At 68.1% G+C, this 25,243-nt stretch carries 27 protein-coding genes and 1 tRNA gene; 21 read left to right on the top strand and 7 right to left on the bottom strand.

The features are described from left to right. Positions 1–30: 30 nt before the first annotated feature. From IM776_RS09250 to IM776_RS09230, 5 genes are read left to right on the top strand one after another with little or no spacing between them, the layout of a single operon-like run. Entirely contained in the window at positions 31–684 is a 654-nt protein-coding gene (locus tag IM776_RS09250; protein WP_194419792.1) for a DUF1990 family protein, read from the top strand. Next, the gene (gene hemW / locus IM776_RS09245; RefSeq protein ID WP_194419791.1) at positions 684–1,901 is read left to right on the top strand and encodes a radical SAM family heme chaperone HemW; all 1,218 of its coding nucleotides are present in this window, start codon (positions 684–686) and stop codon (positions 1,899–1,901) included. Before IM776_RS09250 ends, hemW begins: the two co-directional genes overlap by 1 nt. A 57-nt stretch (positions 1,902–1,958) precedes the next feature. Further along, positions 1,959–2,993: a heat-inducible transcriptional repressor HrcA gene (hrcA, locus tag IM776_RS09240; RefSeq protein ID WP_194419790.1), complete on the top strand. Its 1,035-nt coding sequence runs from the start codon at positions 1,959–1,961 to the stop codon at positions 2,991–2,993. Positions 2,994–3,033: 40 nt separating this feature from the next. Further along, complete coding sequence (dnaJ, locus tag IM776_RS09235) at positions 3,034–4,146, top strand: molecular chaperone DnaJ (protein ID WP_194419789.1); 1,113 nt, start codon at positions 3,034–3,036, stop codon at positions 4,144–4,146. Position 4,147: 1 nt separating this feature from the next. Beyond that, positions 4,148–4,885 (top strand): 16S rRNA (uracil(1498)-N(3))-methyltransferase, encoded by a 738-nt coding sequence (locus IM776_RS09230; protein WP_194419788.1) that lies wholly within the window; start codon positions 4,148–4,150, stop codon positions 4,883–4,885. Between the two features lie 103 nt (positions 4,886–4,988). On the opposite strand, the gene IM776_RS09225 is transcribed toward IM776_RS09230, so the two are convergent. Next, positions 4,989–5,285, bottom strand: a complete 297-nt coding sequence (locus IM776_RS09225; RefSeq protein ID WP_194419787.1) for a GIY-YIG nuclease family protein — start codon at positions 5,283–5,285, stop codon at positions 4,989–4,991. A gap of 181 nt (positions 5,286–5,466) precedes the next feature. On the opposite strand from IM776_RS09225, the gene IM776_RS09220 reads away from it, so the two are divergent. From IM776_RS09220 to IM776_RS09195, 6 genes are read left to right on the top strand one after another with little or no spacing between them, the layout of a single operon-like run. Next, a complete protein-coding gene (locus tag IM776_RS09220) occupies positions 5,467–5,814 on the top strand; it encodes an HIT domain-containing protein (protein ID WP_194419786.1) in 348 nt (115 codons plus the stop codon). 52 nt (positions 5,815–5,866) lie between these two features. Then, the gene (locus IM776_RS09215) at positions 5,867–6,895 is read left to right on the top strand and encodes a PhoH family protein (protein ID WP_228479978.1); all 1,029 of its coding nucleotides are present in this window, start codon (positions 5,867–5,869) and stop codon (positions 6,893–6,895) included. After that, on the top strand, positions 6,892–7,350 hold the full coding sequence (gene ybeY / locus IM776_RS09210; RefSeq protein ID WP_194419784.1) for an rRNA maturation RNase YbeY: 459 nt from the start codon (positions 6,892–6,894) through the stop codon (positions 7,348–7,350). Before IM776_RS09215 ends, ybeY begins: the two co-directional genes overlap by 4 nt. Next, positions 7,347–8,624, top strand: coding sequence for a hemolysin family protein (locus IM776_RS09205; RefSeq protein ID WP_194419783.1), 1,278 nt, complete (start codon positions 7,347–7,349; stop codon positions 8,622–8,624). The genes ybeY and IM776_RS09205 overlap by 4 nt, the downstream gene beginning before the upstream one ends. After that, entirely contained in the window at positions 8,617–9,513 is an 897-nt protein-coding gene (gene era / locus IM776_RS09200; protein WP_194419782.1) for a GTPase Era, read from the top strand. Before IM776_RS09205 ends, era begins: the two co-directional genes overlap by 8 nt. A 17-nt stretch (positions 9,514–9,530) precedes the next feature. Then, a complete protein-coding gene (locus IM776_RS09195) occupies positions 9,531–10,466 on the top strand; it encodes an NADP-dependent oxidoreductase (RefSeq protein ID WP_194419781.1) in 936 nt (311 codons plus the stop codon). On the opposite strand, the gene IM776_RS09190 is transcribed toward IM776_RS09195, so the two are convergent. Continuing rightward, positions 10,467–11,120 carry a hypothetical protein gene (locus IM776_RS09190; RefSeq protein WP_228479689.1) on the bottom strand — a complete coding sequence of 218 codons (654 nt, stop codon included), beginning with the start codon at positions 11,118–11,120 and terminating at the stop codon, positions 10,467–10,469. It lies immediately after the preceding gene. 207 nt (positions 11,121–11,327) lie between these two features. On the opposite strand from IM776_RS09190, the gene leuA reads away from it, so the two are divergent. Genes leuA through IM776_RS09175 form a run of 3 tightly spaced genes read left to right on the top strand, consistent with a single transcriptional unit; the run spans position 11,328 to position 14,656 of the window. Continuing rightward, positions 11,328–13,082 (top strand): 2-isopropylmalate synthase, encoded by a 1,755-nt coding sequence (gene leuA, locus IM776_RS09185; protein WP_194419780.1) that lies wholly within the window; start codon positions 11,328–11,330, stop codon positions 13,080–13,082. A 36-nt stretch (positions 13,083–13,118) separates the two neighbouring features. After that, positions 13,119–13,859, top strand: a complete 741-nt coding sequence (recO, locus tag IM776_RS09180) for a DNA repair protein RecO (protein WP_194419779.1) — start codon at positions 13,119–13,121, stop codon at positions 13,857–13,859. After that, positions 13,856–14,656, top strand: a complete 801-nt coding sequence (locus tag IM776_RS09175; protein WP_194419778.1) for an isoprenyl transferase — start codon at positions 13,856–13,858, stop codon at positions 14,654–14,656. The genes recO and IM776_RS09175 overlap by 4 nt, the downstream gene beginning before the upstream one ends. A gap of 127 nt (positions 14,657–14,783) precedes the next feature. On the opposite strand, the gene IM776_RS09170 is transcribed toward IM776_RS09175, so the two are convergent. Further along, entirely contained in the window at positions 14,784–15,242 is a 459-nt protein-coding gene (locus tag IM776_RS09170; protein WP_194419777.1) for an AAA family ATPase, read from the bottom strand. A gap of 53 nt (positions 15,243–15,295) precedes the next feature. On the opposite strand from IM776_RS09170, the gene IM776_RS09165 reads away from it, so the two are divergent. Next, positions 15,296–15,982 (top strand): DsbA family oxidoreductase, encoded by a 687-nt coding sequence (locus IM776_RS09165; RefSeq protein WP_194419776.1) that lies wholly within the window; start codon positions 15,296–15,298, stop codon positions 15,980–15,982. A gap of 171 nt (positions 15,983–16,153) precedes the next feature. Here IM776_RS09165 and IM776_RS09160 read toward each other — a convergent pair whose 3' ends face one another. Beyond that, complete coding sequence (locus tag IM776_RS09160; protein WP_194419775.1) at positions 16,154–16,663, bottom strand: glutathione peroxidase; 510 nt, start codon at positions 16,661–16,663, stop codon at positions 16,154–16,156. 62 nt (positions 16,664–16,725) lie between these two features. Here IM776_RS09160 and dusB point away from each other — a divergent pair, with 62 nt between their 5' ends. The 5 genes from dusB (at position 16,726) to IM776_RS09135 (ending at position 22,090) form a co-directional block, all read left to right on the top strand. After that, positions 16,726–17,880, top strand: a complete 1,155-nt coding sequence (dusB, locus tag IM776_RS09155; RefSeq protein ID WP_194419774.1) for a tRNA dihydrouridine synthase DusB — start codon at positions 16,726–16,728, stop codon at positions 17,878–17,880. Continuing rightward, a complete protein-coding gene (locus tag IM776_RS09150; protein WP_194419773.1) occupies positions 17,870–19,246 on the top strand; it encodes a deoxyguanosinetriphosphate triphosphohydrolase in 1,377 nt (458 codons plus the stop codon). The genes dusB and IM776_RS09150 overlap by 11 nt, the downstream gene beginning before the upstream one ends. Beyond that, positions 19,246–21,105, top strand: a complete 1,860-nt coding sequence (gene dnaG, locus IM776_RS09145) for a DNA primase (protein ID WP_194419772.1) — start codon at positions 19,246–19,248, stop codon at positions 21,103–21,105. The genes IM776_RS09150 and dnaG overlap by 1 nt, the downstream gene beginning before the upstream one ends. Before the next feature lie 37 nt (positions 21,106–21,142). Next, complete coding sequence (locus IM776_RS09140) at positions 21,143–21,919, top strand: ATP-binding cassette domain-containing protein (protein ID WP_194419771.1); 777 nt, start codon at positions 21,143–21,145, stop codon at positions 21,917–21,919. Between the two features lie 95 nt (positions 21,920–22,014). After that, positions 22,015–22,090 (top strand) — tRNA-Asn (locus tag IM776_RS09135). Between the two features lie 118 nt (positions 22,091–22,208). Here IM776_RS09135 and IM776_RS09130 read toward each other — a convergent pair. Further along, a complete protein-coding gene (locus IM776_RS09130) occupies positions 22,209–22,739 on the bottom strand; it encodes a septum formation family protein (RefSeq protein ID WP_228479688.1) in 531 nt (176 codons plus the stop codon). Positions 22,740–22,805: 66 nt separating this feature from the next. Next, positions 22,806–23,372 carry a peptide deformylase gene (gene def / locus IM776_RS09125; protein WP_194419769.1) on the bottom strand — a complete coding sequence of 189 codons (567 nt, stop codon included), beginning with the start codon at positions 23,370–23,372 and terminating at the stop codon, positions 22,806–22,808. A 61-nt stretch (positions 23,373–23,433) separates the two neighbouring features. On the opposite strand from def, the gene IM776_RS09120 reads away from it, so the two are divergent. After that, positions 23,434–24,468: a DMT family transporter gene (locus tag IM776_RS09120; RefSeq protein WP_194419768.1), complete on the top strand. Its 1,035-nt coding sequence runs from the start codon at positions 23,434–23,436 to the stop codon at positions 24,466–24,468. Here the strand turns inward: IM776_RS09120 and pgl are convergent. Next, positions 24,462–25,241: a 6-phosphogluconolactonase gene (gene pgl / locus IM776_RS09115; RefSeq protein ID WP_194419767.1), complete on the bottom strand. Its 780-nt coding sequence runs from the start codon at positions 25,239–25,241 to the stop codon at positions 24,462–24,464. The genes IM776_RS09120 and pgl overlap by 7 nt on opposite strands. Positions 25,242–25,243: the final 2 nt, after the last annotated feature.

Raw genomic sequence — 25,243 nt, 5'->3', positions numbered from 1 at the left:
CACTCAGGTAACGGAAGTAGTCTGGATTTCATGCGGCGCGGGACTTTCCGAGACGACACGGTCGATTATGCGGCGGTCGGGGCGACGCACGCCCCCGACCTGATGCAGTACCCGCCGGAGCGCAGTATCCCGGCCGAGGAGTCCTGGCGGCTGGGCAGCGGCGAGGAGCGGTTCCGCAGCGCGGGCGAGGCGCTGCTGTCGTGGACCGCGCAGCGCGCGGCCGGTCTGGCCGTCCAGGATGTGCGTCCGGCATCCGGCCCGGCATACGCGGGTGTCAGCTTCGACGCCGAGGGCAATCCGATCGCGCCGAGCACGCGCGAGGTGGAGCAGCGCTTCGACGCCGAGGGGACACCGTTCGCCGGGCCCGGCATGACCCTTCGCCTGCGCGGCCGGGTAGGCGGGATGCGTGCCGACGCCGAGCTGCGCGTGATCTCGGTGACCGAGCAGGCGCGCCGGATGGGCCTGGTGCTCGGCACCGTCGGCGGTTCGGTCGTCAGCGGCGAGGAGCTGTTCGAGATCGATTGGCGTGAGGACAGCGACGAGGTGTGGTTCACGGTGCGGGCTTTCGACGCTCCCAATTCGGTTCTGTACCGGTCCCTGCCGTGGTTGGTGAAGCGGCGCCGCAAGGAGCTGTTCGCCCGATACCTGCGTGCGATCTCACCGCTCTACGCGACGCCGCTCTGATGGCGGGGCCCCTGCCGATCGGGGATCCGGCTCCTGCTGATGGCAGACTGCCCTCGGATCTGCCCGTCGATGCGTCGAGGCCGTTCTCGGCATACCTGCACGTGCCGTTCTGCCGCGTCCGCTGCGGCTACTGCGACTTCAATACGTACACCTCCGGCGAGCTGCGCGGAGCGCGGCAGGACGAGTACGCCGACACCCTCGGTGCCGAGATCGCCCTTGCTCGACAGGTGCTGGGCGAGGCGGGCGCGCTGCGCCCGATGGAGACGGTCTTCTTCGGCGGCGGGACCCCGACGCTCCTGCCGCCCGGCGACCTGGCGCGGATGCTGGAGGCTGCTGTCTCCGCGTTCGGCATCGCCGACGGCGCCGAGGTTACGGTCGAGGCGAACCCCGACACCGTGACACCCGACGTGGCGCGTACTCTCGCGGATGCCGGCGTGACGCGGCTGTCGGTCGGCATGCAGTCCGCCGTGCCGCACGTTCTGGCGGCGCTCGACCGCACGCACCACCCGGACAATGTGCGCACGGCGGTGGACGCCGCGAAGGACGCGGGACTCGCCGTCAGCGTCGACCTCATCTACGGCGCTCCCGGCGAGTCGCTCGCCGACTGGGAGGCGTCGCTGGATGCCGCGATCGCGCTCGACTCCGACCACGTCTCGGCGTACGCGCTGATCATCGAGGACGGCACGAAGCTCGCCAGGCAGATCCGCCGCGGCGAGGTGCCTGCACCCGACGACGACCTGCAGGCCGACATGTACGAGCTCGCCGACGCGTGTCTGGCGCAGGCCGGTTTCGACTGGTACGAGGTCAGCAACTGGGCGCGAAGCGTCGGGCAGCGCTCGCGCCACAACCTGGCGTACTGGCGCGGGAGCGACTGGTGGGGCTTCGGTCCCGGCGCGCACAGTCACGTCGCGGGACTGCGCTGGTGGAACGTGAAGCACCCTGCGGCATACGCGCAGCGGCTCGCGGCATCCGAATCGCCTGCGGCGGGAACCGAGCGCCCGGACCGGGAGTCGCATCTGCTGGAGCGCGTGCTCCTGGAGACGCGCCTGTCAGACGGCATGGCGATCGCCGACCTGCCCGAGGCCAACCGCACGCGCGTGGCTGGCCTCATCGCGGACGGCTTGGTGGATGCGGCCACTGCGCTGCAGGGTCGGATCCGGTTGACGCTCAGGGGGCGTCTTCTGGCGGATGCCGTGGTGCGCGAGCTGACCGATTAGCGCAGTGGGTAGAATTGGCACTCTAGGCGTAAGAGTGCCAGCAGAGAGGAGCGCATGATGGTCACCGAACGCGGGCTGCAGGTGCTCCGAGCGATCGTGCAGGATTACGTCGAGACGCATGAGCCCGTCGGCAGCAAGTCGATCGTTGACCGGCATTCATTCGGCGTCTCCGCCGCGACCATCCGCAACGACATGGCGCTGCTCGAGGACGAAGAGCTCATCGCCGCGCCGCACACATCGTCCGGCCGTGTGCCGACGGACAAGGGCTACCGCGTCTTCGTCAACCACCTCGCGCAGCTGCGCCCGCTCTCGGGCGCGCAGCGCAGCGCGATCGAGTCGTTCCTCACCGCTCCGGCGGATCTCGACGACCTCATGGTCCGCACCGTACGGGTGCTGACGCAGCTGACCGGTCAGGTCGCGCTCGCGCAGTATCCCTCGTTCGCTCGCGCTCACCTCACCCACATCGAGCTGGTGTCGCTCGCGCCGAACCGCCTGCTCGTCGTGCTCGTCACGGACGCCGGCGGAGTGTCGCAGCGCATCGCCGTGCTGCCGGTCGACATCGATGACGCCGACGTGGCTGTGCTGCGTGCGCGGCTGTCGGCGCTGCTCACCGGGCAGACGGTGCGCGAGGCGACCGACCGGGTGCAGGTGCTCATCGAGGGACCGGACGGCACGGGCGTCGACAAGGCCATCCGTCTGCTTGCCGGCATCATCGGCGAGGAGCTCGCCGAGTTCCGGCAGGAGCGGCTCGTGATGGCGGGAGCGGCGACGCTCGCTCGCCGTGAGCAGGACTTCCGCGGCAGCATCCATCCTCTGCTCGAGGCGATCGAGGAGCAGGTGACACTGCTGCGGCTGATGAGCGAGATGGTGACGGACGAGCACGGACTGGCGGCGAGCATCGGCGCCGAGAACGAGGCGTTCGGGCTGCCCGAGGCATCCATCGTCGCGAGCAACTACATCGCACCGGGCGGCACCGCACGCGTCGGAGTGATGGGGCCGACCCGAATGGACTATCCGAGCAATCTTGCGGCGGCACGGGCTGTGGCCCGCTACCTGTCGCGGCTGCTCGACGAAGACGACGCGAGCCGCTGACCGGTTCCCGGCAGCAGCACGCACACGCAGGAAGGTGATTGTGGCGGACCACTACGAGGTCCTCGGGGTGTCGCGAGACGCATCGACGGACGAGATCAAGAAGGCGTATCGCAAGCTTGCGCGTCAGCTGCACCCGGATGTGAACCCGGGGGAGGACGCTGCCGAGCGGTTCAAGCTCGTCACGCACGCCTATGACGTGCTGAGTGACGAGGACTCACGCCGCCGCTACGACATGGGCGGCGGAGACGGCGCCGCAGGCGACTTCGGGGGCTTCGGCGGTTTCGGCGACATCTTTGAGACGTTCTTCGGCGCCGCGCAGGGCGGCGGCCGCGGTGGACGCCCGCGGTCGCGCAAGGAGCGAGGGCAGGACGCGCTGGTGCGCGTCACACTCGACCTCGGCGATGTCGTCTTCGGCGCGCATCGCGACATCGAGGTCGACACGGCCGTTCTGTGCGAGACCTGTCACGGATCGTGCACACAGCCCGGCACGCAGCCGGTGACCTGCGACATCTGCGGTGGCACGGGCCATGTGCAGCGCCAGGTGCGCAGCCTGCTCGGCAACGTCGTCACGTCGCAGCCGTGCGGTACCTGCCAGGGATACGGCACCGTGATCCCGCACCCGTGCGGCACGTGCAACGGTCAGGGGCGCGTGCGCTCGCGCCGCACCGTGTCGCTCGACATTCCGGCAGGCGTGGAGACGGGTCTGCGTCTGCAGCTGCCCGGCTCCGGCGAGGTCGGCCAGGCCGGGGGCCCGAACGGCGACCTGTACGTCGAGGTCACGGTCTCGCCGCATGCCGCGTTCAGCCGTGAAGGCGACGATCTGCTGGCCACGCTCGAGGTGTCGATGGCAGACGCGATCCTGGGCACGGAGACGTCGATCGACGGTCTGGACGGGACTGTGGATCTGGAGATCCGGCCGGGTGTGCAATCGGGCGACGTGCTGACGATCAAGGGCCGGGGAATCACGCCGCTGCGTGGCAATCAGCGCGGTGATCTGAGGGTAGGTGTGCAGGTGGTGACTCCCACCAAGCTCGATTCCGCCCAGCGTGCGCTGATCGAGGACTTCGCGAAGAAGCAGAAGGCGCCGGGTCCGCAGCTCGCGCAGTTCCAGCAGGGACTGTTCTCGAAGCTGCGCGACCGGTTCCGGCACTGACGTGGCTCTGCACTTCCTCGTCGAAGGATGCTCCGGCGTCGCTGTCGGCGACATCGTCTCTCTCACGGGCGCCGAGGCGAAACATGCGGCGGTGGTGCGCCGGGTGCGCGTGGGAGAGACGGTGACCGTCGGCGACGGACGCGGCGTCTGGCTCGAGGGCTCGGTGTCGGACGTGTCGGCGTCGCGTGTGGAGGTGACGATCACCGCGCGCTCAGCGGTGGATGCGCCCTCGGCTCGCCTCACGCTGGTCCAGGCTCTCGCCAAGGGCGATCGCGACGAGCTCGCGGTGCAGGCCGCGTGCGAACTCGGCGTCGACGAGGTGGTGCCCTGGCAGGCGTCACGGAGCGTGTCGCGCTGGGAAGGTCCTAAGGCTGTCAAGGGTCGTGAACGGTGGGCGACGATCGTGCGGGAGGCTGCGAAGCAGGCGCATCGCTCGTGGGTTCCCGAGGTCTCGGAGCCGGTGACGACCGCGCAGCTGGTCTCCCGTGCCGAGGGTGCGCGGATGCTGGTGCTCGATCCGACCGCGTCGGTGAGGCTCTCGGAGATCACTGTGGAGCCCGGAGCTGCCGCCGATCTCATGCTCGTCGTCGGGCCGGAGGGCGGGATCACCCCCGAGGAGCTCGAGAAGTTCGACGCTGCAGGGGCCGAGCGCGTGCGCCTCGGCGACACGGTGCTGCGCACCTCGACGGCGGGTCCCGCCGCGATCGCGGTGCTCTCCGTCGCCCTCGGCCGCTGGTAGCCGCGGCGCCCGCGATCAGTGTCTCCGCGGGTCGTTGAGCGGAGGGGCGCAGCCCCGAAGACGAAACGGGCTGAGCGAGCGAAGCGAGTCGAAGCCTGACCCTTCACCGACGAGTCTTCGCCTTGCGCTGTCGACTCTGCCATCCGATGACGGCGTCCAACCCGCCTTCCGCGAAGGCCACTCTCTTGGCGTGGCTCCAGCCCTGCAGGCGCTTTTCCCACGCGAAGGACTCGTCGATGCTGTCGAACGCTCCGCACCAGAGCAGCTCGACGGGCAGCCGGCGCTTGGTGTACTCGGCACCCATTCCAGCCTTGTGCGCGGCCAGGCGGTCGTCGAGATTGATGGTGCTGCCGACGTACAGCGTGCCGTCGGAGCAGCGAAGCATGTACACGCGTGCCATGCCTGGACGGTAGTCGTGGCATCCGACGTTCCGGCTCTCGGCAGGCGGCTTCGACTCGTCGCTGCGCTCCTCGCTCAGCCCGTTTCGTCTCGCTCCGCTCGCTCAACGACCCGCGATTGGTGTTCCGCTCGCTCAACGACCCGCCAGTGACCGACGGCGTCCCCGCACATAGAATGGGCACATGACCGAACCGTCGATCTTCACCCGCATCCTCAGCGGAGACATCCCCGGCGAGATCGTGGTCGACACAGGAACGGTCTTCGCGATCCGCGACATCAATCCACAGGCACCGCTGCACATGCTCGTCATCCCCAAGACCGAGCAGTACCGTGACGTCACCGAACTCGCCGCGGGCGACCCCGCGCTGCTCGCCGAGATCGTCGCAGTTGCCAAGCAGATCGCCGATGAGCACGCCAACGGAGAGTATCGTCTGATCTTCAACACCGGACCGAGCGTCGCGCAGTCCGTCTTCCACGTGCACGCACACGTGCTCGGCAACCTCGAGGAGAACAAGCTCGTTGGCTTCTGACCATTCCAATACCCCGTCCGTGACGGAGCGCATCTACGCGGACGGTGTCGCCATGGTGCAGCTGCTCGGTCCGCAGGACCGCCTGCTGCGCATGCTCGAGAAACAGCATCCCGACGTCGAGGTGCTCGTCCGCGGCAACGAGATCACGCTCAGCGGCGAGGCGACCCTGGTCGCCGAGGCGAAGGCACTGGTGGAGGAGCTGATCACGATCACGCGCGAAGGCGCCGATCTCGCGCCCGCCGACGTCGCCACCTCGGCACGGATGCTGCGCCACGAGGGCGGACCGCGACCGAGTGAGGTGCTCGGCGAGGCGATCCTTTCCACGCGCGGCAGGGTCATCCGGCCCAAGACGCCGGGTCAGAAGGAGTACGTCGACGCGATCGAGGAGAACACGATCGTGTTCGGCATCGGCCCGGCAGGCACAGGCAAGACCTACCTCGCGATGGCGAAGGCCGTGCAGGCGCTGCAGCGCAAGGAGGTCAACCGCATCATCCTCACGCGCCCTGCCGTCGAGGCAGGTGAGCGCCTGGGGTTCCTGCCCGGCACGCTGAACGACAAGATCGACCCGTACCTTCGCCCTCTGTACGACGCGCTCAACGAGATGATGGATCCGGAGATCGTCCCGCGGCTGATGGCTACGGGAACCATCGAGGTCGCGCCCCTCGCGTACATGCGCGGACGCACCCTCAACGACTCGTTCGTCGTGCTCGACGAGGCGCAGAACACCACGCCCGAGCAGATGAAGATGTTCCTCACCCGCCTCGGCTTCGGTACGAAGATGGTCGTCACCGGCGATATCACCCAGGTCGACCTGCCGCAAGGCGCATCCGGGCTTCGGCTCGTGACTCGCGTGCTCGATGACATAGACGACATCCACTTCACGCGTCTCACCAGCGACGACGTCGTGCGACACTCGCTGGTCGGCCGCATCGTCGACGCCTACAGCGAATACGACGAGCAGCGCACAGCAGCACGTCACGAGCGCGAGCAAGCCGCTGAGTTCGCCAATCGTGCCGAACGCCGCGGAAATCAGCGTCCCGGCCCCCGCGATCGAATGCCCAGACGAGGACACTCTTCATGATCGAGATCAACAACGAGTCCACCATCGCCGTCGACGAGACTGTGCTGCAGCGACTCACCGACTTCAACCTCGCCCAGCTGCACGTCAGCGCGGATGCCGAGGTCGCGATCGTCCTCGTCGATGAAGGTGCCATGGAGGCTCTCCACGTCCAGTGGATGGACGAGCCCGGACCCACCGACGTGCTCAGCTTCCCCATGGACGAGCTGCGCCCCGGCACCGAGGATCGGCCCACCCCGCCAGGACTCCTCGGCGACATCGTGCTGTGCCCCCAGGTCGCAGAGACTCAGGCCCAGGCCGCCGGCCACACTCTCATGGACGAGCTCATCCTGCTCACCACCCACGGACTGCTGCACCTGCTCGGCTTCGACCACGCCGAACCCGAAGAGGAGCGTGAGATGTTCGGGCTGCAGAAGGAGTTGATCACCGCCTTCGCGCGCGCTGAACGCAGCCGATGACCGAGATTCTCCTGCTGATACTCGCGGTCCTCCTGGTCGCATTCGGTGGTCTCACGGCGGCGATCGACGCCGCCTACGGGGTCACCTCACGCGCCGACCTCGCAGACATGGCGCTCGAGGGGCGCAGAGCCACCGCGCTCGGGCGCATCGCCGACGACTTGGATGCCCACGTCAACGCCATCGCGTTCATCCGCGTCCTCGTCGAGGTCACGGCCGCCGTGCTCGTCACAGCGGCGTTCACCATCATGTTCGAGAACATCTGGTGGGCGATGCTGGCGGCGGCGGTCCTGATGACCGGCATCACCTTCGTGCTCGTGGGTGCGAGCCCACGCACCTTCGGGCGGCAGCGCTCCGAGAGCATGATCCGCAGCACCGCGTCGATCGTGCGCGGCCTGCGCGTCATCCTCGGCCCTGTCGCACAGGGTCTGGTCGTGATCGGCAACAGGGTGACGCCGGGCACCGGACGCAGTTCTTTCGCGACCGAGGACCAGTTGCTCAGCATGGTCGACGAGGCGGCGTCACACGACCTCATCGAGGAGGACGACCGCGACCTCATCCACTCCGTGTTCGACTTCACCGACCAGTTCGTCCGGGCGGTCATGGTGCCGCGCACCGAGATGGTGACGGTGGATGCTGACGCCACGACCGATCAGGCGATGTCACTGTTCCTGAACCGCGGAGTCTCCCGCGTGCCGGTCGTCGACGGCGAGGCGGACGACGTGGTCGGAGTGCTGTACCTCAAGGATCTGGTGCAGTTCGCGTACCGCGACGAGCTGTCGTGGCGTACGGCGTCCATCCGCCCGATCGCACGCCCGGCGACGTTCGTGCCGGAATCGATGCGGGCCGAGACCCTTCTGCAGCAGATGAAGCGGGATGCCGTGCACGTCTGCCTCGTCATCGACGAGCACGGCGGCATCTCCGGGCTCGTGACGCTCGAAGACCTCATCGAAGAGCTCGTCGGAGAGATCTCGGACGAGTACGACCATGCCGCGGCCGAGGTCGTGGAGCTCGGCGACGGACGGTATCGCGTCAGCGCGCGCCTCTCCCTGGACGATGTCGGCGACCTGTTCGGCATCGAACTGGAGGACGAGGACGTCGATTCGATCGGCGGACTGCTCGGCAAGGCGGTCGACCAGATCCCGCAGCCCGGCGTTACGGCGACGATCGACGGGCTGGTGCTGACCGGCGGCGCGTCGCGCGGTCGAGGACGCGGCATCGCCACGGTGTTCGTCGAACGAGCCGCCGGAGCGGCAGAGGAGACAGAGGATGACTGACATCACGCACAGCGGATTCGTGACCTTCGTGGGGCGCCCGAACGTCGGAAAGTCGACCCTGACCAACGCGCTCGTCGGAGAGAAGATCGCCATCACGAGCGAGAAGCCGCAGACGACCAGGCGTGCGATCCGCGGCATTCTGAACCGGCCCAGCGGACAGCTCGTGATCGTCGATACGCCGGGCATTCACAAGCCCCGCACGCTCCTCGGCGAGCGGCTCAACGACCTCGTGGAGCAGGTGCTCGGCGACGTCGACGTGATCGGATTCTGCGTTCCCGCGACCGAGAAGATCGGCCCCGGCGACCGGCGCATCGCCGCGTCGCTGGACGGCTACCCGCGCGCGAAGAAGATCGCGATCGTCACCAAGACCGATGCCGCCGAGCGCGACCAGATCACCGAGCGCCTCATCGAGGTCGACGCGCTTCGCGAGGACTGGGCCGCCGTGATCCCGCTGTCCGCGCTGACACGAGAGCAGCTCGACGTGCTCACCGACGAGATGCTGGCGCTGATGCCCGAGGGGCCGGCGTTGTACCCGGAGGGCGTCATCACCGATGAGTCGACCTCGGACCGCATCGCCGAGATGATCCGCGAGGCTGCTCTCGACGGTGTGCGGGACGAACTGCCGCACTCGATCGCCGTGGTCGTCGACGACATCGCGCCGCGCGAGAACAGCGATCTCACCGACGTGCACGCGTCGATCGTCGTCGAGCGCGACAGCCAGAAGGCGATCATCATCGGCCGCAAGGGCTCGCGTCTCGCCGACGTCGGCAAGCGCGCCAGGGTCGGGATCGAGGAGCTGCTGGGCACCCGGGTGTTCCTCGGCCTGCACGTCAAGGTCGCCAAGGAATGGCAGCGCGACCCGAAGCAGCTCGGGCGCCTCGGGTTCTGAGACGCAGGAGGTCTGGCATGGCGAAGCACTGGATCGCGACATCGTGGGGGAGTCCCGACGGCTGGGAGTTCGTCGATCATGAGCCGCCGTCGCCCGGTCCCGGCGAGGTGACCGTCCGCGTCCGGGCCGTCGGAGTGAATCCCGCCGATGCCAAACACGTCGCCGGTCCACGCGACGGAGTCCAGCTCCCGGTCCCGATCGGGTACGAGATCTCCGGTGTCATCACCGCCGTCGGGCCCGACACCGTGATCGGCTCGGGGCCGGTGGAGGTCGGGGACGAGGTACTGGCTTTCCGCATCCGCGGCGGGTACGCCGAAGAAGTGACCATCCCCGCCGAGAAGACGTTCCACAAGCCCGGCGCGCTGTCGCATCCTGAGGCGGCGAACCTGCTGCTGGCCGGTACGACCGCGACGCAGATGCTGGCGGTCACGGGCGCTGAGACTCACGAGACGGTACTGCTGCACGGCGCGTCAGGGGCCGTCGGCGTCAGCGTTCTGCAGCAGGCCGCGCTGCGCGGCATCCGCGTGATCGGCACCGCGAGCCGGGCCCGCTTCGACGAGGTGCGGCGCTTCGGCGGCGAGCCGATCGAGTACGGCGACGGACTCGCCGAGCGGGTCCGCGAGGTCGCCGACGGACCGATCGCCGCAGCCCTGGATGCCGTCGGCACCGACGAGGCCGTCGACGTCTCGCTCGAGCTCGTCGCCGACCGGTCCCGCATCGTCACGATCGTCGCAGCCGCGCGCGCTCAGGCGGAGGGCTTCCAATGGGTCGTCGGCTCGCAGCCGGAGAGCACGCGATTCCGCGATGAGGTGCGCGCAGGCCTCATCGACCTCGCCGCACGCGGTCTGCTCGTCGTGCCCGTGGCGCGCACGTATCCGCTCGCGCAGGCGCAGGAAGCGCTGCGCTTCCTCGCCACCGGTCATCCCGGCGGCAAGATCGCGCTCGTACCGTGATCAGCCTTCGACGGCGCGCAGGGCGGAGCGGATGAGCACGACGCCCTCGCCGAAGTCGTCGTCGGCCGCCTGCTGCAGAGTCCCGTCGTCCCACACGACGTCCACCCAGAGATACCCGCTGTCAGGGTACGAGCCGAGATAGGTGGCGGTGTCGCGGAATCGATCGGTCAGTTCGTCCTGGACAGCGATCAGTTCGGCCTCTGTGGCGGTGCCCGGCTCGCCCCCGGTCGGATCGTCCGGCGCCATCGGGTCGTACAGCGCCAGCGGCAGCGGTGCGCCGGACACGGCGAAGACGGCGCCGTCGTAGGTGCCGGTGACCGCATATGCACCCCAGCGCGTGGTGCCGCTGGTCTCCGAGCCGTCGACTCCGTCCCACGACCAGCCCTCGAGCGGAATGCCCGAGCACTGCGGCGGGAACGACTCGGCGACCGCCCCCATGCACAGCTCCGGTGCACCGTCGACGTCCATGACGGTGCCGGTACCGACCACCTCGCCCTCAGGCGGTGCCGGCGCCATTGACCCGAGGCTCTCGCCCGACGGAGCGTCGGAACTGGCAGGCGGGGGAGCGTCGGGCATGGCCGCGCACGAACTCAGGGCGAGCAATCCGGCAAGGGATGCCGCGGCGCCGGCGGCGAGAAGGCGCATTGTGCTCATACTGAACAGTGTCCGGCACGGGACGAGTGTCTCAGAACCGTGTGCGCGCCGGCATCCGATCCTGTTACGATCAGTGCATGCCTTTCGGCGGTCTGCTTCTTCTTAGCTGCCGCGACGAGTCCTGATAAGCAGGGGCCCTCTCGTCGCGGCGCTCGTGTTGGCCCGATCATTCTGACCCGATCAGTAGACGAAGAGAAGAAGCCCATCATGCAGAACTCCCAGCGCCCGTCCGCAATGCCGATCCACAAGTACCGGCCGTTCCACGAGCAGATCAAGGTCGACCTCCCCGACCGCACCTGGCCGTCGCAGCGCATCACCGAGGCGCCCCGCTGGTGCGCGGTCGACTTGCGCGACGGCAACCAGGCCCTCATCGATCCGATGTCCCCCGAGCGCAAACGCGTCATGTTCGAGCTGCTCGTCAGCATGGGATACAAGGAGATCGAGGTCGGCTTCCCCTCAGCGAGCCAGACCGACTTCGACTTCGTGCGCCAGCTGATCGAAGAGGACCTCATCCCCGACGATGTCACGATCCAGGTGCTGACGCAGGCGCGCGAGCACCTGATCGAGCGCACCTACGAGTCGATAGCCGGTGCCAAGCAGGCCATCGTGCACCTGTACAACTCGACCAGCATCCTGCAGCGCGACGTCGTTTTCCGCACCGACAAGCAAGGCATCATCGACATCGCGCTCGAGGGCGCGCGGCTGTGCCGCGAGTACGAGAAGACCGTGCCCGGAACGACTGTGTACTACGAGTACTCGCCGGAGAGCTACACGGGCACCGAGCTGGAGTTCGCGCTCGACATCTGCAACCAGGTGATCGAGATCTTCGAGCCGGCGCCGGACCGCAAGGTCATCATCAACCTGCCCGCCACGGTCGAGATGGCGTCGCCGAATGTGTACGCCGACTCGATCGAGTGGATGAGCCGCCACCTGAATCACCGCGAGAACATCATCCTGTCGCTGCACCCCCACAACGACCGCGGCACCGCCGTAGCCGCAGCGGAGCTCGGCTACATGGCCGGCGCCGACCGCATCGAGGGATGCCTGTTCGGCAACGGTGAGCGCACCGGCAACGTCGACCTGGTGGCGCTGGGCATCAACATGTTCACGCAGGGCATCGACCCGCAGATCGACTTCAGCGACATCGACCAGGTCAAGCGCACGGTCGAGTACTGCAACCAGCTGCCCGTCCCGGAGCGCAGCCCGTGGGCGGGCGACCTGGTCTTCACCGCGTTCAGCGGATCGCATCAGGACGCCATCAAGAAGGGCTTCGAGGCGATGGAGACCCGCGCGGCTGCCGAGGGCAGCACCGTGGACGAGATCGAGTGGGCCGTGCCGTACCTGCCCATCGACCCGAAGGACCTCGGCCGCTCTTACGAGGCCGTCATCCGCGTCAATTCGCAGTCCGGCAAGGGCGGCGTCGCGTATCTGCTGAAGACGGACCACTCGATCGACCTGCCGCGGAAGCTCCAGATCGAGTTCTCCGGCGTCGTGCAGTCCAAGACCGACAGCGAGGGCGGCGAGGTCACCAGCGACCAGATCTGGTCGATCTTCCACGACGAGTACCTGCCCGCCGACGACTCCGACGCGAAGTGGGGCCGGTTCGAGCTGCTCGCCACGCAGACCCGCAGCGACATGTCCGGCGAGGTCGTGCTCGACGTCACGGTGCGCGACGGCGAGACCCAGCACGCCGTCACCGGCCAGGGCAACGGGCCCGTCGCCGCATTCGTGGAGGTGCTGCGCGGTCAGGGCTTCGACATCACCGTCTACGACTACGTCGAGCACGCTCTCAGCGCCGGCGGCGACGCGCAGGCAGCGGCGTACGTCGAGCTGCAGGTCGACGACCAGCGCCTGTGGGGTGTCGGCATCGACGGGGACATCTCGACCGCGAGCCTGAAGGCGATCGTGTCTGGCGTGAACCGCGCCATTCGCACGCGGGAGCCGCAGCTCGCGGCCGTGTGATCGCCGGTTCGCCCCCGAGCGGAGGATAATCGTAGGGTGCCCACCTATCGAGATGAAGCGGTGATCCTGCGCACCCACAAGCTCGGTGAGGCGGATCGCATTGTCACCATGCTCTCGCGCCGCAACGGCAAGATCCGTGCGGTCGCGAAGGGTGTGCGGCGCACTTCGTCGAAGTTCGGGTCGCGGCTCGAGCCGTTCATGGTCGCCGACGTACAGCTGTACCAGGGGCGCTCTCTCGACATCGTGCAGCAGGCGGAGTCGCTCGGTGCGTACGGCAGTGAGATCGCCGCGCACTACGAGCGGTTCACCTCCGCGAGCGCCATGGTGGAGACGGCGGACCGTCTGAACGACTCGGAGGCGACGCCCGAGCAGTACCTGCTCCTCGTCGGCGGCCTGCGCGCGCTGTCCCGCGGCGAGCACGCTCCGCGCAGCATCCTCGACTCCTACTTGCTGCGGGCCATGGCGCTGTCGGGCTGGGCGCCGTCGCTGAGCGACTGCGCCCGGTGCGGCGCGCCGGGACCGCACCGGAACTTCGTCGTGCAGCTCGGCGGGCTCGTGTGCGTGAACTGCGCTCCAGCCGGCAGCCCGCGCGTGGCCGAGTCGACGCTCGAGCTGCTGCGCTCGCTGATCCGCGGTGAGTGGGATGCCGTCGACGCCGCACCCGGCTCGGATTCGGCCGCGGCGTCCGGGCTCGTGTCGGCGTATACCCAGTTCCACCTCGAGCGCGGCATCCGCTCGCTCGCCCAGGTCGGCCCCGATCGGGAAGGACCCCGTTGAGCCCGAAGCCGTACACGCACAAGGATGCCGTGGCATACCGTCCGCTCGACTGGACCGGCGTCCACCCGCCGGTCTTCCCGAAGGTGCCGGAGCACGTCGCGATCGTCATGGACGGCAACGGGCGCTGGGCGAACCGCCGGGGTCTCACGCGCATTCAAGGGCACAAGGCCGGCGAGGAGGTGCTGCTCGACGTCGTCGCCGGTGCCATTCAAGCCGGTGTAAAGCACCTGTCGGTGTACGCGTTCTCGACCGAGAACTGGGCGCGCTCGCCCGAGGAGGTCCGGTTTCTCATGGGCTACAACCGCGACGTGTTGCACCGCCGTCGCGATCAGCTCAACGAGTGGGGCGTGCGGGTGCGGTGGGCCGGCCGGAAGCCGCGCCTGTGGGGTTCGGTCATCAAGGAGCTCCAGTACGCCGAGAAGCTCACCGAGGGCAACGACACCCTCACGCTGACGATGTGCGTGAACTACGGCGGACGCGTCGAACTCGTGGATGCCGTGCGCTCCCTCGCCCGCGAGGTCGCCGCCGGGCGACTGAAGCCGAACGCGATCAGCGAGAAGATGATCCGCCGGAATCTCTACGTGCCGGACATGCCCGACGTCGACCTGTTCCTGCGCAGCTCTGGAGAGCAGCGCACTTCGAACTTCCTGCTCTGGCAGTCGGCGTACGCCGAGATGGTGTTCCTCGACACGCTCTGGCCCGACTTCTCGCGTGAGGAGCTGTGGCGCGCCATCGAGATCTACCTGTCGCGCGATCGCCGCTTCGGCGGTGCGGTCGACGCCCCTGATTCCGACTGACAATCGGTTTCGACTCGCTTCGCTCGCTCAACGACCTGTGTGGCGGCTGGCGCGGGTCGTTGAGCGCAGGCGCGAAGCGCCGGAGACGAAACGGATTGAGCGACGAGCGCAGCGAGGAGTCGAAATCTCAGTTCGCCCGCAGCCACCGCTCCGTTTCATGAGGGTGGCTGAGCCGCACGATCATCAGATCGGGGAACTCCGCCTGTTTCTCCGGCATCCGCTCGTTCCACTTGCAGCGGGTGTGCTTCTGCCAGCGCAGGATGTCGTTCTCACCGGCCCAGGCGTCGCGACTCCACAGCGGTGGCTCCACATTGCCGTTCCACAGACGAGTGCGAAAGACCCTGCGCATCATGGTGCGGCGAAGGAGCCGCCGGCGAACCAGGGGGTACGGATAGTCCAGCCACACGGCCAGGTCGGCGCGCACGGGCAGAATCTCATCAGTGCCCTTGCTGGTGTACTGCCATTCGGTGACCCAGCGGGAGGTTTCGGCGAAGGCGCGGACGTCGTCGAGGAACTCCGGTCGCGGCGTCCAGTTCGGGCCGTGGTGCTCCGGCCGGAACGGCAGCGGATCATCGGCGGAGAGCACCCGAAGATGCTACCAACGGAATACACCGGACCCTGGCGAGCGTTGCACATGACGTGAGCGAACCCATAACCATCGACATCTGGTCCGACATCGCCTGCCCGTGGTGCTACATCGGCAAGCGCAACCTCGAAGCGGGCCTGGCAGCCGTGGCATCCGATGAGGACGCCCCGAAAGTCGACATCACTTTCCACTCATTCGAGCTCTCGCCCGACACTCCGGTCGACTTCGACGGCGACGAGATCGACTTCCTCGCGGGGCATAAGGGCATGCCGCGCGAGCAGGTCGCGCAGATGCTCGACAACGTCACGAACGTCGCCAGGAACGCCGGCCTGGAGTACCGCTTCGATCTGCTCAAGCACACCAACACGGTCAAGGCGCACGAGCTCCTGCACCATGCCAAGGCGCAGGGTCTGCAGCACGAGATGGAGGAGCGGCTGATGTCCGCGTACTTCACCGAGGGCAAGCACGTCGGCCGCATCGACGACCTAGTCGAGCTCGCCGCCGAGGTGGGGATGGATGCCGACGCCACCCGTGACGCACTGAACAACGACAGGTACCTGCCGGCCGTCCGCCAGGATCAGGCACAGGCGCGTGCCTACGGCATCCAGGGCGTGCCGTTCTTCGTCGTCGACGGTCAGTACGGCATTTCGGGTGCGCAGCCGCCGGAGGCGTTCACGAACGTCCTGCGCGACCTCTGGGCCAAGCGCGGCGAGTCCGAAGAAAGCCCCGCCGCGGTCTGAGGCCGATCCGAGGGTGCGTGTCACACGTGCGGCGGGTGGGACCGGCATCCAGCCGCCTGACGCGTGACAGGGCGGCCCGGCTGGTCACAGAAGCGGTGAGGTCGAGCAGGCACGGCTCACCACTTCTGCGACACGGAGCGCGGAGCCGGGGCGGGACCGCGCGGCCCCGATCTAGCGGACCAGGGCGCCCTCGATCGCGGCGACGATCTCCGGGGCATCCGGCTTCTGCTTCGGACGGAAGCGCTTGACCTCACCGCCCGGCAGCACGAGGAACTTCTCGAAGTTCCACTCCACGCGACCTGCCTTGCCGCCGGCATCCGGTGTCTGCTTGAGCGATTTGTACAGTTCGTCCGCGTTCCGGCCGTTGACCTTGACCTTCTCGTTCACGGGGAACGTGACCCCGTAGGTGGTCGAGCAGAACTCCTGGATCTGCTCCAGCGAACCGGGCTCCTGGCCCATGAACTGGTTGCACGGGAACCCGACCACGCTGAACCCTCGTTCGCCGTACGTGCGCTGCAGCTGCTCGAGCTGCTCGTACTGCGGCGTCAGACCGCACTTCGAGGCGACATTGACCACGAGCACGACATCCGCGCCGAGGTCATCGAGGGTCTTCTGAGTTCCGTCCGCGTCCGTGAACGGGATCTGGCGCACGTTGCCATCAGAAACAGGGGATTCGGTCATATCCACACCCTACGACGGCGATGAGGCGCCAGGCGCGCCCGGGATGGGAGAATGGTACGGAAATGACTATCGCCCCCGCTCCCGCCCGCGCTCTGCGCATCGGCCCGATCGACCTCGACGTGCCCGTGGTCCTCGCGCCCATGGCCGGCATCACGAACACGGCCTTCCGCCGCCTGTGCCGTGAATACGGCGCAGGGCTCTACGTCAGTGAGATGATCACCTCGCGCGCCCTCGTCGAGCACAACGACACGACGATGCGGCTGATCCGCCATCACGAATCGGAGACACCCCGTTCGATCCAGCTCTACGGCGTCGACCCGAAGACCATCGCCGAGGCGGTGCGCATCATCGTCGCCGAGGACCACGCCGACCACATCGACCTGAACTTCGGATGCCCCGTGCCCAAGGTCACCCGCAAGGGAGGGGGAGCGGCGCTGCCGTGGAAGACGTCCCTGTTCGCCGACATCGTCGATCAGGCCGTGAAGGCCGCTGGAGCCCTTCCGCTGACGGTGAAGATGCGCAAGGGAATCGACCCCGATCACCTCACCTTCCTCGACGCCGGCCGCGCGGCCGAGGATGCCGGGGCCGCAGCTGTCGCCCTTCATGCCCGCACAGCCAGCGAGTTCTACTCCGGCCATGCCGACTGGAGCGCGATCGGCGAGTTGAAGCAGGCCGTCACGAGCATCCCGGTGCTCGGGAACGGTGACATCTGGTCGGCTGATGACGCTGTGCGCATGATGGCCGAGACCGACTGCGACGGCGTCGTCGTCGGCCGCGGATGCCTCGGCCGGCCCTGGCTGTTCGGCGACCTCGCCGCGGCCTTCGGCGCCGAGTCGCGACCCGTCGACGCCACGCTCGGGTTCGTCGCGAACGCTTTCCGCCGGCACGCGGAGCTGCTCGTCGACTTCTTCGACGACGAGGACCACGGATGCCGCGACATCCGCAAGCACGTCGCCTGGTACTTCAAGGGCTACCCGGTCGGAAGCGACATCCGCACCGGACTCGCCACCGCGCAGAGCCTCGCCCACATCGACGAGCTGCTCGGCCAGCTCGACCACGACGCCCCGTACCCGGGCGCGGACGCCGAGGGGCAGCGCGGTCGCGCCGGGCGCCCGAAGCGCCCAGCCCTGCCGGACAAGTGGCTGGAATCGCGCGAAGTGGCCGCGGAGACCGGTGAGATGCTGCGTGGCGCGGAGATCGAGAACAGTGGCGGCTGAGGTGCGCGCCGACGGCTACGAGCCGCGCGATGCCGAGCGCTTCTTCACCCAGGCCCACCGCTCCGAACGAGATGATTTCGCGCGCGACCGTGCGCGCGTGCTGCACTCCGCGGCGCTGCGCCGCCTCGCCGCGAAGACGCAGGTGCTGAGCCCCGCCAGCACCGCCGACTTCGCCCGCAACCGCCTCACGCATTCGCTCGAGGTCGCGCAGGTCGGTCGTGAGCTCGCCGTGGCTCTCGGCGTTTCCGCCGATGTCGTCGACACCGCATGCCTGAGCCACGACCTCGGTCACCCGCCGTTCGGCCACAACGGCGAGCGCGCGCTGAACGAGTGGGCGGAACCCATCGGCGGGTTCGAGGGGAACGCGCAGTCGCTGCGCATCCTCACCCGCCTCGAGGCGAAGGTCCTCGATGCCGACGGACATTCGGTCGGACTCAACCTCACTCGCGCGAGCCTGGACGCGACCTGCAAGTACCCGTGGACGGTCGACAGCCCGGTGCCGGACCCGGGCGGGCGGCTGAAGTTCGGCGTCTACCCCGAAGACGAAGCGGTGTTCCGTTGGATGCGCGAGGGAGCGCCCGGACGCCTGCGCTGCATCGAGGCGGAGATCATGGATCTCTCCGACGACATCGGCTACTCGGTGCACGACTTCGAGGACGCGATCGTCAACGGCTATCTCGATGTCGCGCACCTGTCGGACCCTGCCGAGCATCACGCGCTCGTCAGTCGTGTGCAGCAGTGGGTCGGCTACGACTTCACCCGCGAGGAGCTCGCCGACGGGCTGTACCGCCTCACGCGTCAGCCGATGTGGCTGAAATCCTTCGACCGTTCGCGGAAGGATCTCGCTCGGCTGAAGAACCTCACCAGCGACCTCATCGGGCGCTTCGCACGAGCCGCGGTCACCGCGACCCGCGAGGCCTACGCCGGCCCCTCGCTGGTGCGGTACAACGCGCATGTCGTCGTGCCTCGCGTCGTCGAGGCCGAGATCGCCGTGCTGAAGGGCATCATGGGTCAGGCGATCGTCACGATCGACGCACGCAAGGGCGTGTACAAGGAGCAGCGGCGGGTGCTGCGGCGTCTGGCGGACGCGCTGTGGTCGACGGACGCGCTGTGGAACGCAGGCGCCGACGTGCTCGAGCCCGCCTTCGCCGCCGACTTCCAGGCAGCCGAATCGGATGCCGAGCGCGCCAGGGTCGTCGTCGATCAGATCGCAAGCCTCACGGATCAGACGGCGCTGGACTGGCACAGTCGCCTGGTCGGCGACATCGATCCTGCCGAAGTGGGAATCTGGACGCCGCGCACGGCACGTGCGGGCGCCAGGCCGCACGCGCACGCAACGGTGCGGATGCCCGAAGGGGCGGTCTGATGCCCCGAATCCGGCAGGCGGACGTCGACGAGGTCAAATCCCGCACGAACATCGCCGACATCGTCGGGGAGCGCGTCGCGCTGAAGTCCGCCGGCGTGGGATCGCTCAAGGGTCTGTGTCCGTTCCACGACGAGAAGAGCCCCAGCTTCCACGTGCGGCCGCAGGTGGGCTTCTACCACTGCTTCGGCTGCGGCGAATCCGGCGACGTCTACTCGTTCCTGCGCGCGATCGACCATGTCAGTTTCACCGAGGCCGTCGAGCGCCTCGCCGGTCGTCTCGGTTACACGCTGCACTATGAGGACGGCGGAGCGGCGCCGGAGACCAGCGGCCGCAGCCGGCTGTACGCCGCGAACGCCGCTGCGGGGGAGTTCTTCCGCGGACAGCTGCTGACCGCCGAGGCTGAGACCGGCAGGCGGTTCCTCGGCGAGCGCGGCTTCGATGCCGGCGCGGCGGCCCATTTCGGCGTCGGGTATGCACCGCGCGGCTGGGACGGGATGCTGAAGGCGCTCAGTGCGCAGGGATTCACCCGTGACGAACTGCTCGCGGCGGGACTGGTCTCACAGGGACAGCGAGGCGTCTACGACCGGTTCCGCGGACGGCTGGTGTGGCCGATCCGCGATGTGACGGGACAGACCATCGGATTCGGCGCGCGCAAGCTCTACGACGACGACCAGGGCCCCAAGTACCTCAACACTCCTGAGACGATCATCTACAAGAAGAACCAGGTGCTCTACGGACTCGACCTCGCCAAGCGCGACATCTCCCGCGGTGAACCGCGCCGGGTCGTGGTCGTGGAAGGCTACACCGACGTCATGGCCTGCCACCTCGCCGGTGTCACCACCGCGATCGCCACCTGCGGAACGGCGTTCGGCGCCGAGCACATCAAGGTCCTGCGCCGGGTCATGGGCGACGACTCCAGCTCGGGCGAGGTCGTCTTCACGTTCGACGGCGACGAGGCGGGGCAGAAGGCGGCGCTGCGCGCGTTCAGCGAAGACGATCGTTTCAACGCTCAGACCTTCGTCGCAGTCGCCCCTAACGGCCTCGACCCGTGCGATCTGCGGCTGCAGCGCGGAGATGCCGCCGTGCGCGGCCTCATGGACGCCAAGGTGCCGATGTTCGAGTTCGCGATCGATCGCAAGCTCGCCGGCTACGACCTCGCCACGGTCGAGGGGCAGGTCGGCGCGCTGCGCGCCGCAGCTCCGATCGTGGCCGAGATCCGTGACCGGCTGCTGCGCCCTGGATACGAGAGGGTGCTGGCCCGGCGCCTGGGCATGGACCCGACGGAGGTGCACGCCGAGGTCGAGCGCGCCGCGCGCGGCGCAGCGGCCGCCAAGCCGAAGCAGGAGCAGGCTCCGCAGGCACAGGCGGCCCAGGGACCTGCTGCCGTTCCCGCGGTGACCCTGGCGAGCCTGCCGCGGACGGCGGATGTCGCAGCCGAGCGCGGCATGATCATGGGCGCCCTCCAGTACGGACACCAGGTCGATCAGGCGATGCTGTCCCGTGCGCTGAACGCTCCGTTCCGGCATCCTGCGCTCGAGGCGATCCGCGCGACCATCGCCGCAGTGCCCGATCGCACGCGAGCGGGTTGGGCGATGGATGCCGTGGGCGCGGTGCGCGAGCCGTACCGAACGCTGGCGGGGGAACTGCTGATGAGCCCGTTCCCCGCGAAGGACGAGGCGGGGGCTGTCGCCTCGACAGCCGACCTCGCCCGGCGCATGATCGTGCGCGGTCTTGAACGGGAGAAGCAGGAGCTGCTGGGAGCGATCCAGCGGGTTCCCGCGGATTCCGACGGCGGACGCGCACTGCGGATGCGCCTGCGCGACATCGACGCCGAGCGTCAGCGCTTCGCCGAGTCGTAACGCCTCCAGCCTCCCGCGCCGGGGGAGGATGGAAGACATGCCACGAAGATCGCCCTCCACGGACGTCATCGACTGCTCGGATCTCGTCATCGACCGGATCGGGCACAGCGCGCCGACGCGCGCCGTCGACGGCGTGACGTTCGCGCTTCCGCCTGGTGAGCTGATCTGTGTCGCCGGCCCCACCGGATCCGGCAAATCCACGTTGGTCGCGGCGCTGGCGGGGTCCACAGATCCGTCGGTGCGGATCGTCGGAGGACGCGCCGAGGTGTGCGGTGTGAACGTCCGAAGGCCAGGGCGACGTCATCGTGAGCTGACCTATCGCGCCGGCTATCTGCCGCAGGGGGCAGGGGCGGATCTGCCGCCGACCCTCACGGTCGGGGATGTGATCGCCGAGCCGATCCTGATCCGTGACAAGCGGGTCAACAGCAGGGCGCTGTCCATTCGCGTCGCCACGCTGCTCGACGAGATGCACCTGCCGCTGGGGACGGCCGCGAAGTTCCCGTACGAGCTCAGTGCCGGCATGCGGCAGCGTGTCGCGGTCGCCCGCGCGTTCGTGCTGGAGCCGAAGGTGCTCATCGCCGACGAGCCGCTCGCGAACCTCGACCTGGAGGTGCGGCACGTCGTGTTCGAGGCGATCACACGCCGCCGGAAGGAGCAGGCGATGGGGGCGCTGCTCGTCACCAACGATGCTGCCTTCATCCGCGAGCTCAACGCCGAGACTCTGATGCTGAAGAGCGGTCACGTCGTCGCTAGAGGTGTCGGCCGAGACCTGCTGTGGGTGCCGAATGCAGAGGCCGATTCGCCGGGATGGTGAGTATTCGGGGACACGCCCGAGAGCACGGCCCGATGTCACGTTCACCCTCGGGAGTTTGCTAAGCTTGTCGGGTTGCCTCGCACAGCGGGGCGCATTCCTCGGTAGCTCAATTGGCAGAGCAGCCGGCTGTTAACCGGCAGGTTCTTGGTTCGAGTCCAAGCCGGGGAGCCAATGCCCCCGGGAGCTTCTCCGAAGCCCCCGGGGGTTCTCCTTTTCCGCGTAAGACGGTGCGACGAAGAAGAGGCTCCGCCGAATACGGCGGAGCCTCTTCTTCGTCAGCCGCTTCGGATCAGACGCCCGCGCCTTCGAGCGAGCCGGTCACCTCGAGCTGTGTCTGTCCCGTGGAGTCCTTCGGGTCCGGTTTGTAGATCACGCACTGCACCACGCGGTCGTTAGCCTGAGTCCAGGTCTGTTCGGTGGGGGTGATCCACCAGAAGTCGAGAGTCGACTCGTAGTAATCGAGGCCGACGAATTCGGTGAACGCCGGCACGCACTGCGCTTCGACCTGGCTCATGATCTCGTCGTCGCTGGGCAGTTCGTCGCCCTCGAGCTCGAACTCGTAGAAGACCTCGTCGGCGTGCGGCTCGGAGCAGGGGACGACATCCGCATCCGTGATCTCTCCGCTGGTGTCGGATGCCGGCATGCAATCGCCCACCTTCAGCGAGAAGATGTCGATGTTCGAGCCCTCCGTGACGTTGCCGTCCTCATCGCGCTGCGCGTCGCCGCCGCCCAGGATGCCGCTCAGTGCGCCACATCCGCTGAGCGCGATACTCAGAGCCAGTGCTGAGCCGGCCACCGCCAGCGCGCGCTTCGTGCGCATCTTCATCATCGTGTGTCTCTCCTCAGGAATGGTGATAGCGGGACCAATGATCCTGCTATGGAAATCCTATCCTTCGAGGTCGTCCACGCCCGGCGTCCAACTCGCCCCAGGGCGCCCCCATCCGCGCTTCTTGGCGATCTTCTGAACCGTCTTCCAGTCGCTGTCGGAGAGACGGTCGATGTACAGGATGCCGTCGAGGTGATCGAACTCATGCTGCATGATGCGCGCGCGCCAGCCGTCCACCTCTATGCGGACATCCGTGCCGTCCAGGCCGAGGCCGGTGACGAGCACGCGGTCAGCGCGCCGCAGCGCGAACCGCTCGCCGGGGAACGACAGGCACCCCTCCGACTCCTCGTCCGGGTCGGGGGAGCCGGGCTCAGGAGGTGACATCCACAGCACGGGGTTGATGATCACGCCGCGCCAAGGATTCTCGTCGTCGTCGACATACGAGTAGGTGTAGATGCGCAGCGGCTCCCCGACCTGGGGTGCGGCGAGACCCACTCCGGGCGCGGCATCCATCGTCTCGAACATGTCGGCGACGAGTTCGCGGACCTCATCCGTGATCTCGTCGACCGGGGAGGCGGGGGAGTGCAGGACGGGATCGCCCATGATGCGAATCGGAAGAACAGCCACGCCACAACCATACTGGCCGCACATCGGCGGGTAAGGTTCTACTGTGAACTCCGGGGTATGGATGTCTGTTGACGAGGTCAGTGATCAGCTGGTCGGGGCATTCCAGAACCCGGCCCTGCTGCTGGGCATCCCCCTCGCCCTCGCCGGCGCCGTGTTCATGTCCTTCGGAGCGCAGTACCAGCATCGCGGCGTGACCAAGGTCGAACGCCTCAGCGGCGCCAAGGGTGCCACAGGCCTGAGCATGCACCAGGTCAAGGCCCTGCTGACGCGTCCTTCGTGGCTGCTCGGAACGCTCATGCTCGGGCTCGCGATCGTCTGCCAGCTCGCTGCTCTCGCCATCGCCCCGCTCATCGTCGTCCAGCCGCTCGGCGCGATCGCGCTGGTGATCACGACGCTGCTGAACGCCCACGTGTCGGGCCATGCGCCCACGAGGAGGTCGATCACGTCGATCATCGCCTGCGTCGGCGGCATCTTCCTGTTCGTGTTCCTCGCCGCCATCTTCGCCACTGAGGAAGAGGTCACCACCGAGAAGCTGTTCATCATCCTGACCTGCCTGCTCGTCGTGATCATCATCCTCGGGGCATGCTGGCTCATCCTGCGGCACCGCATGCGCGCGCTGTTCTACGTCATCGGCGCCGGCATCCTGTACGGGTTCGTCGCGACGCTCGCCAAGGTGATCATCGAGCGCCTCAAGGCGGAGAACTTCGACTGGCTCACGCTGGTCTGCGTCATCGCCCTGATCGCGGCGGCCGCCGTGGGCGCGTACTTCGTGCAGACCGCGTACAGCTCCGGGCCGCCGGACCTCGTGATCGCCGGGCTCACTGTGGTCGATCCCATCGTCGCGGTCGTCATCGGCATCGTCGTTCTGGAGGAGGCCTCGGCGGCTCCCGTCTGGGCGCTCGTCGCGTTCGTCGTCATCGGCGCCGTCGCAGTGTGGGGCGTCGTGGGTCTGGCCAGGCATCACCCGCAGGTACTGAGCGAGAGCCAGGAGCTCAGGATCACCCGCGGCAGCGATGCCCCACGACAGAGCCCGTCGAACGGCTCAGAGACCGGGAACGGCCGGGGAACGGGTGACGGCTCGGCGATCGATCAGTAGTTCTGATCGATGAGGTCCTCAGGCACCTCCGAGGCTGCGGCCTCGTCGACGAAGAACACGGTGCGCTTGCGGCCCTTGGCGCCCGCTGCTGGCACATTCGTATAGCTCGCACCGGCTAGGGCGAGCCCGAGCGCTGAGGCCTTGTCGGCCCCGGTGAGCACCAGCCACACGCGCTTGGAAGAGTTGATGACCGGCCGTGTCAGAGTCACGCGCTCCGGCGGCGGCTTGGGGGAGTCGCGCACGGCGACGGCCGCGGCATCCGTCACCGTGACCTCGGGGCGATCGGGGAACAGCGAGGCGACGTGCCCGTCCGCCCCCACGCCGAGGAAGCAGACGGCGAACGACGGCCACGCCTCGCCATCCGCCCCGAAGCGGGCGAGCTCGGCGGCGTAGGCGGCGACGGCCTCATCGAGGGAGAGCCCGCTGTCGGCGGCGGCGACCTCGTGCACATTTTCGGCAGGCACGGAGATGTGGTCCAGCAGGGCGTTGCGTGACTGCGCGGCGTTGCGATCGGCGTCGTCGTGCGCGACGAAGCGCTCGTCGCCCCACCAGAAGTGCACCAGCGACCAGTCGATCTGCGAGGCCCTGGGGTGCTGAGCCACCGCCTGCAGCACGACACCTCCGGTGGAGCCGCCGGTCAGGGCGATGTGCGCGATCCTGCCGTTGCGGGTCCTGGCCCTGACACGGGCGAGGAATCGGTCGGCCACGCGTTCCGCGACGGCCGCCGGGCTCGGATCGATGACGACGACCTTGTCGGCGGGAGCTGGTTCCATGC

The sequence above is a fragment of the Microbacterium abyssi genome (genome assembly GCF_015277895.1).
Taxonomy (GTDB): domain Bacteria; phylum Actinomycetota; class Actinomycetes; order Actinomycetales; family Microbacteriaceae; genus Microbacterium; species Microbacterium abyssi.
The sequence above is the reverse complement of the archived record's forward strand: the minus strand, read 5'-3'. Positions and strand labels throughout refer to the sequence as shown.

Excerpts from the sequence above, each read along its gene's own strand:
- IM776_RS09250 (WP_194419792.1), top strand. The coding sequence starts at position 31 with ATGCGGCGCGGGACTTTCCGAGACGACACGGTCGATTATGCGGCGGTC.
- ybeY (WP_194419784.1), top strand. The coding sequence starts at position 6,892 with ATGATCGAGATCAACAACGAGTCCACCATCGCCGTCGACGAGACTGTG.
- hemW (WP_194419791.1), top strand. The coding sequence starts at position 684 with ATGGCGGGGCCCCTGCCGATCGGGGATCCGGCTCCTGCTGATGGCAGA.
- IM776_RS09195 (WP_194419781.1), top strand. The coding sequence starts at position 9,531 with ATGGCGAAGCACTGGATCGCGACATCGTGGGGGAGTCCCGACGGCTGG.
- era (WP_194419782.1), top strand. The coding sequence starts at position 8,617 with ATGACTGACATCACGCACAGCGGATTCGTGACCTTCGTGGGGCGCCCG.
- dusB (WP_194419774.1), top strand. The coding sequence starts at position 16,726 with ATGACTATCGCCCCCGCTCCCGCCCGCGCTCTGCGCATCGGCCCGATC.
- hrcA (WP_194419790.1), top strand. The coding sequence starts at position 1,959 with ATGGTCACCGAACGCGGGCTGCAGGTGCTCCGAGCGATCGTGCAGGAT.
- leuA (WP_194419780.1), top strand. The coding sequence starts at position 11,328 with ATGCAGAACTCCCAGCGCCCGTCCGCAATGCCGATCCACAAGTACCGG.
- pgl (WP_194419767.1), bottom strand. The coding sequence starts at position 25,241 with ATGGAACCAGCTCCCGCCGACAAGGTCGTCGTCATCGATCCGAGCCCG.
- IM776_RS09120 (WP_194419768.1), top strand. The coding sequence starts at position 23,434 with ATGTCTGTTGACGAGGTCAGTGATCAGCTGGTCGGGGCATTCCAGAAC.
- IM776_RS09225 (WP_194419787.1), bottom strand. The coding sequence starts at position 5,285 with ATGGCACGCGTGTACATGCTTCGCTGCTCCGACGGCACGCTGTACGTC.
- IM776_RS09220 (WP_194419786.1), top strand. The coding sequence starts at position 5,467 with ATGACCGAACCGTCGATCTTCACCCGCATCCTCAGCGGAGACATCCCC.
- IM776_RS09130 (WP_228479688.1), bottom strand. The coding sequence starts at position 22,739 with ATGCGCACGAAGCGCGCGCTGGCGGTGGCCGGCTCAGCACTGGCTCTG.
- IM776_RS09140 (WP_194419771.1), top strand. The coding sequence starts at position 21,143 with ATGCCACGAAGATCGCCCTCCACGGACGTCATCGACTGCTCGGATCTC.
- IM776_RS09190 (WP_228479689.1), bottom strand. The coding sequence starts at position 11,120 with ATGAGCACAATGCGCCTTCTCGCCGCCGGCGCCGCGGCATCCCTTGCC.
- IM776_RS09215 (WP_228479978.1), top strand. The coding sequence starts at position 5,867 with ATGGTGCAGCTGCTCGGTCCGCAGGACCGCCTGCTGCGCATGCTCGAG.
- dnaG (WP_194419772.1), top strand. The coding sequence starts at position 19,246 with ATGCCCCGAATCCGGCAGGCGGACGTCGACGAGGTCAAATCCCGCACG.
- IM776_RS09205 (WP_194419783.1), top strand. The coding sequence starts at position 7,347 with ATGACCGAGATTCTCCTGCTGATACTCGCGGTCCTCCTGGTCGCATTC.
- IM776_RS09160 (WP_194419775.1), bottom strand. The coding sequence starts at position 16,663 with ATGACCGAATCCCCTGTTTCTGATGGCAACGTGCGCCAGATCCCGTTC.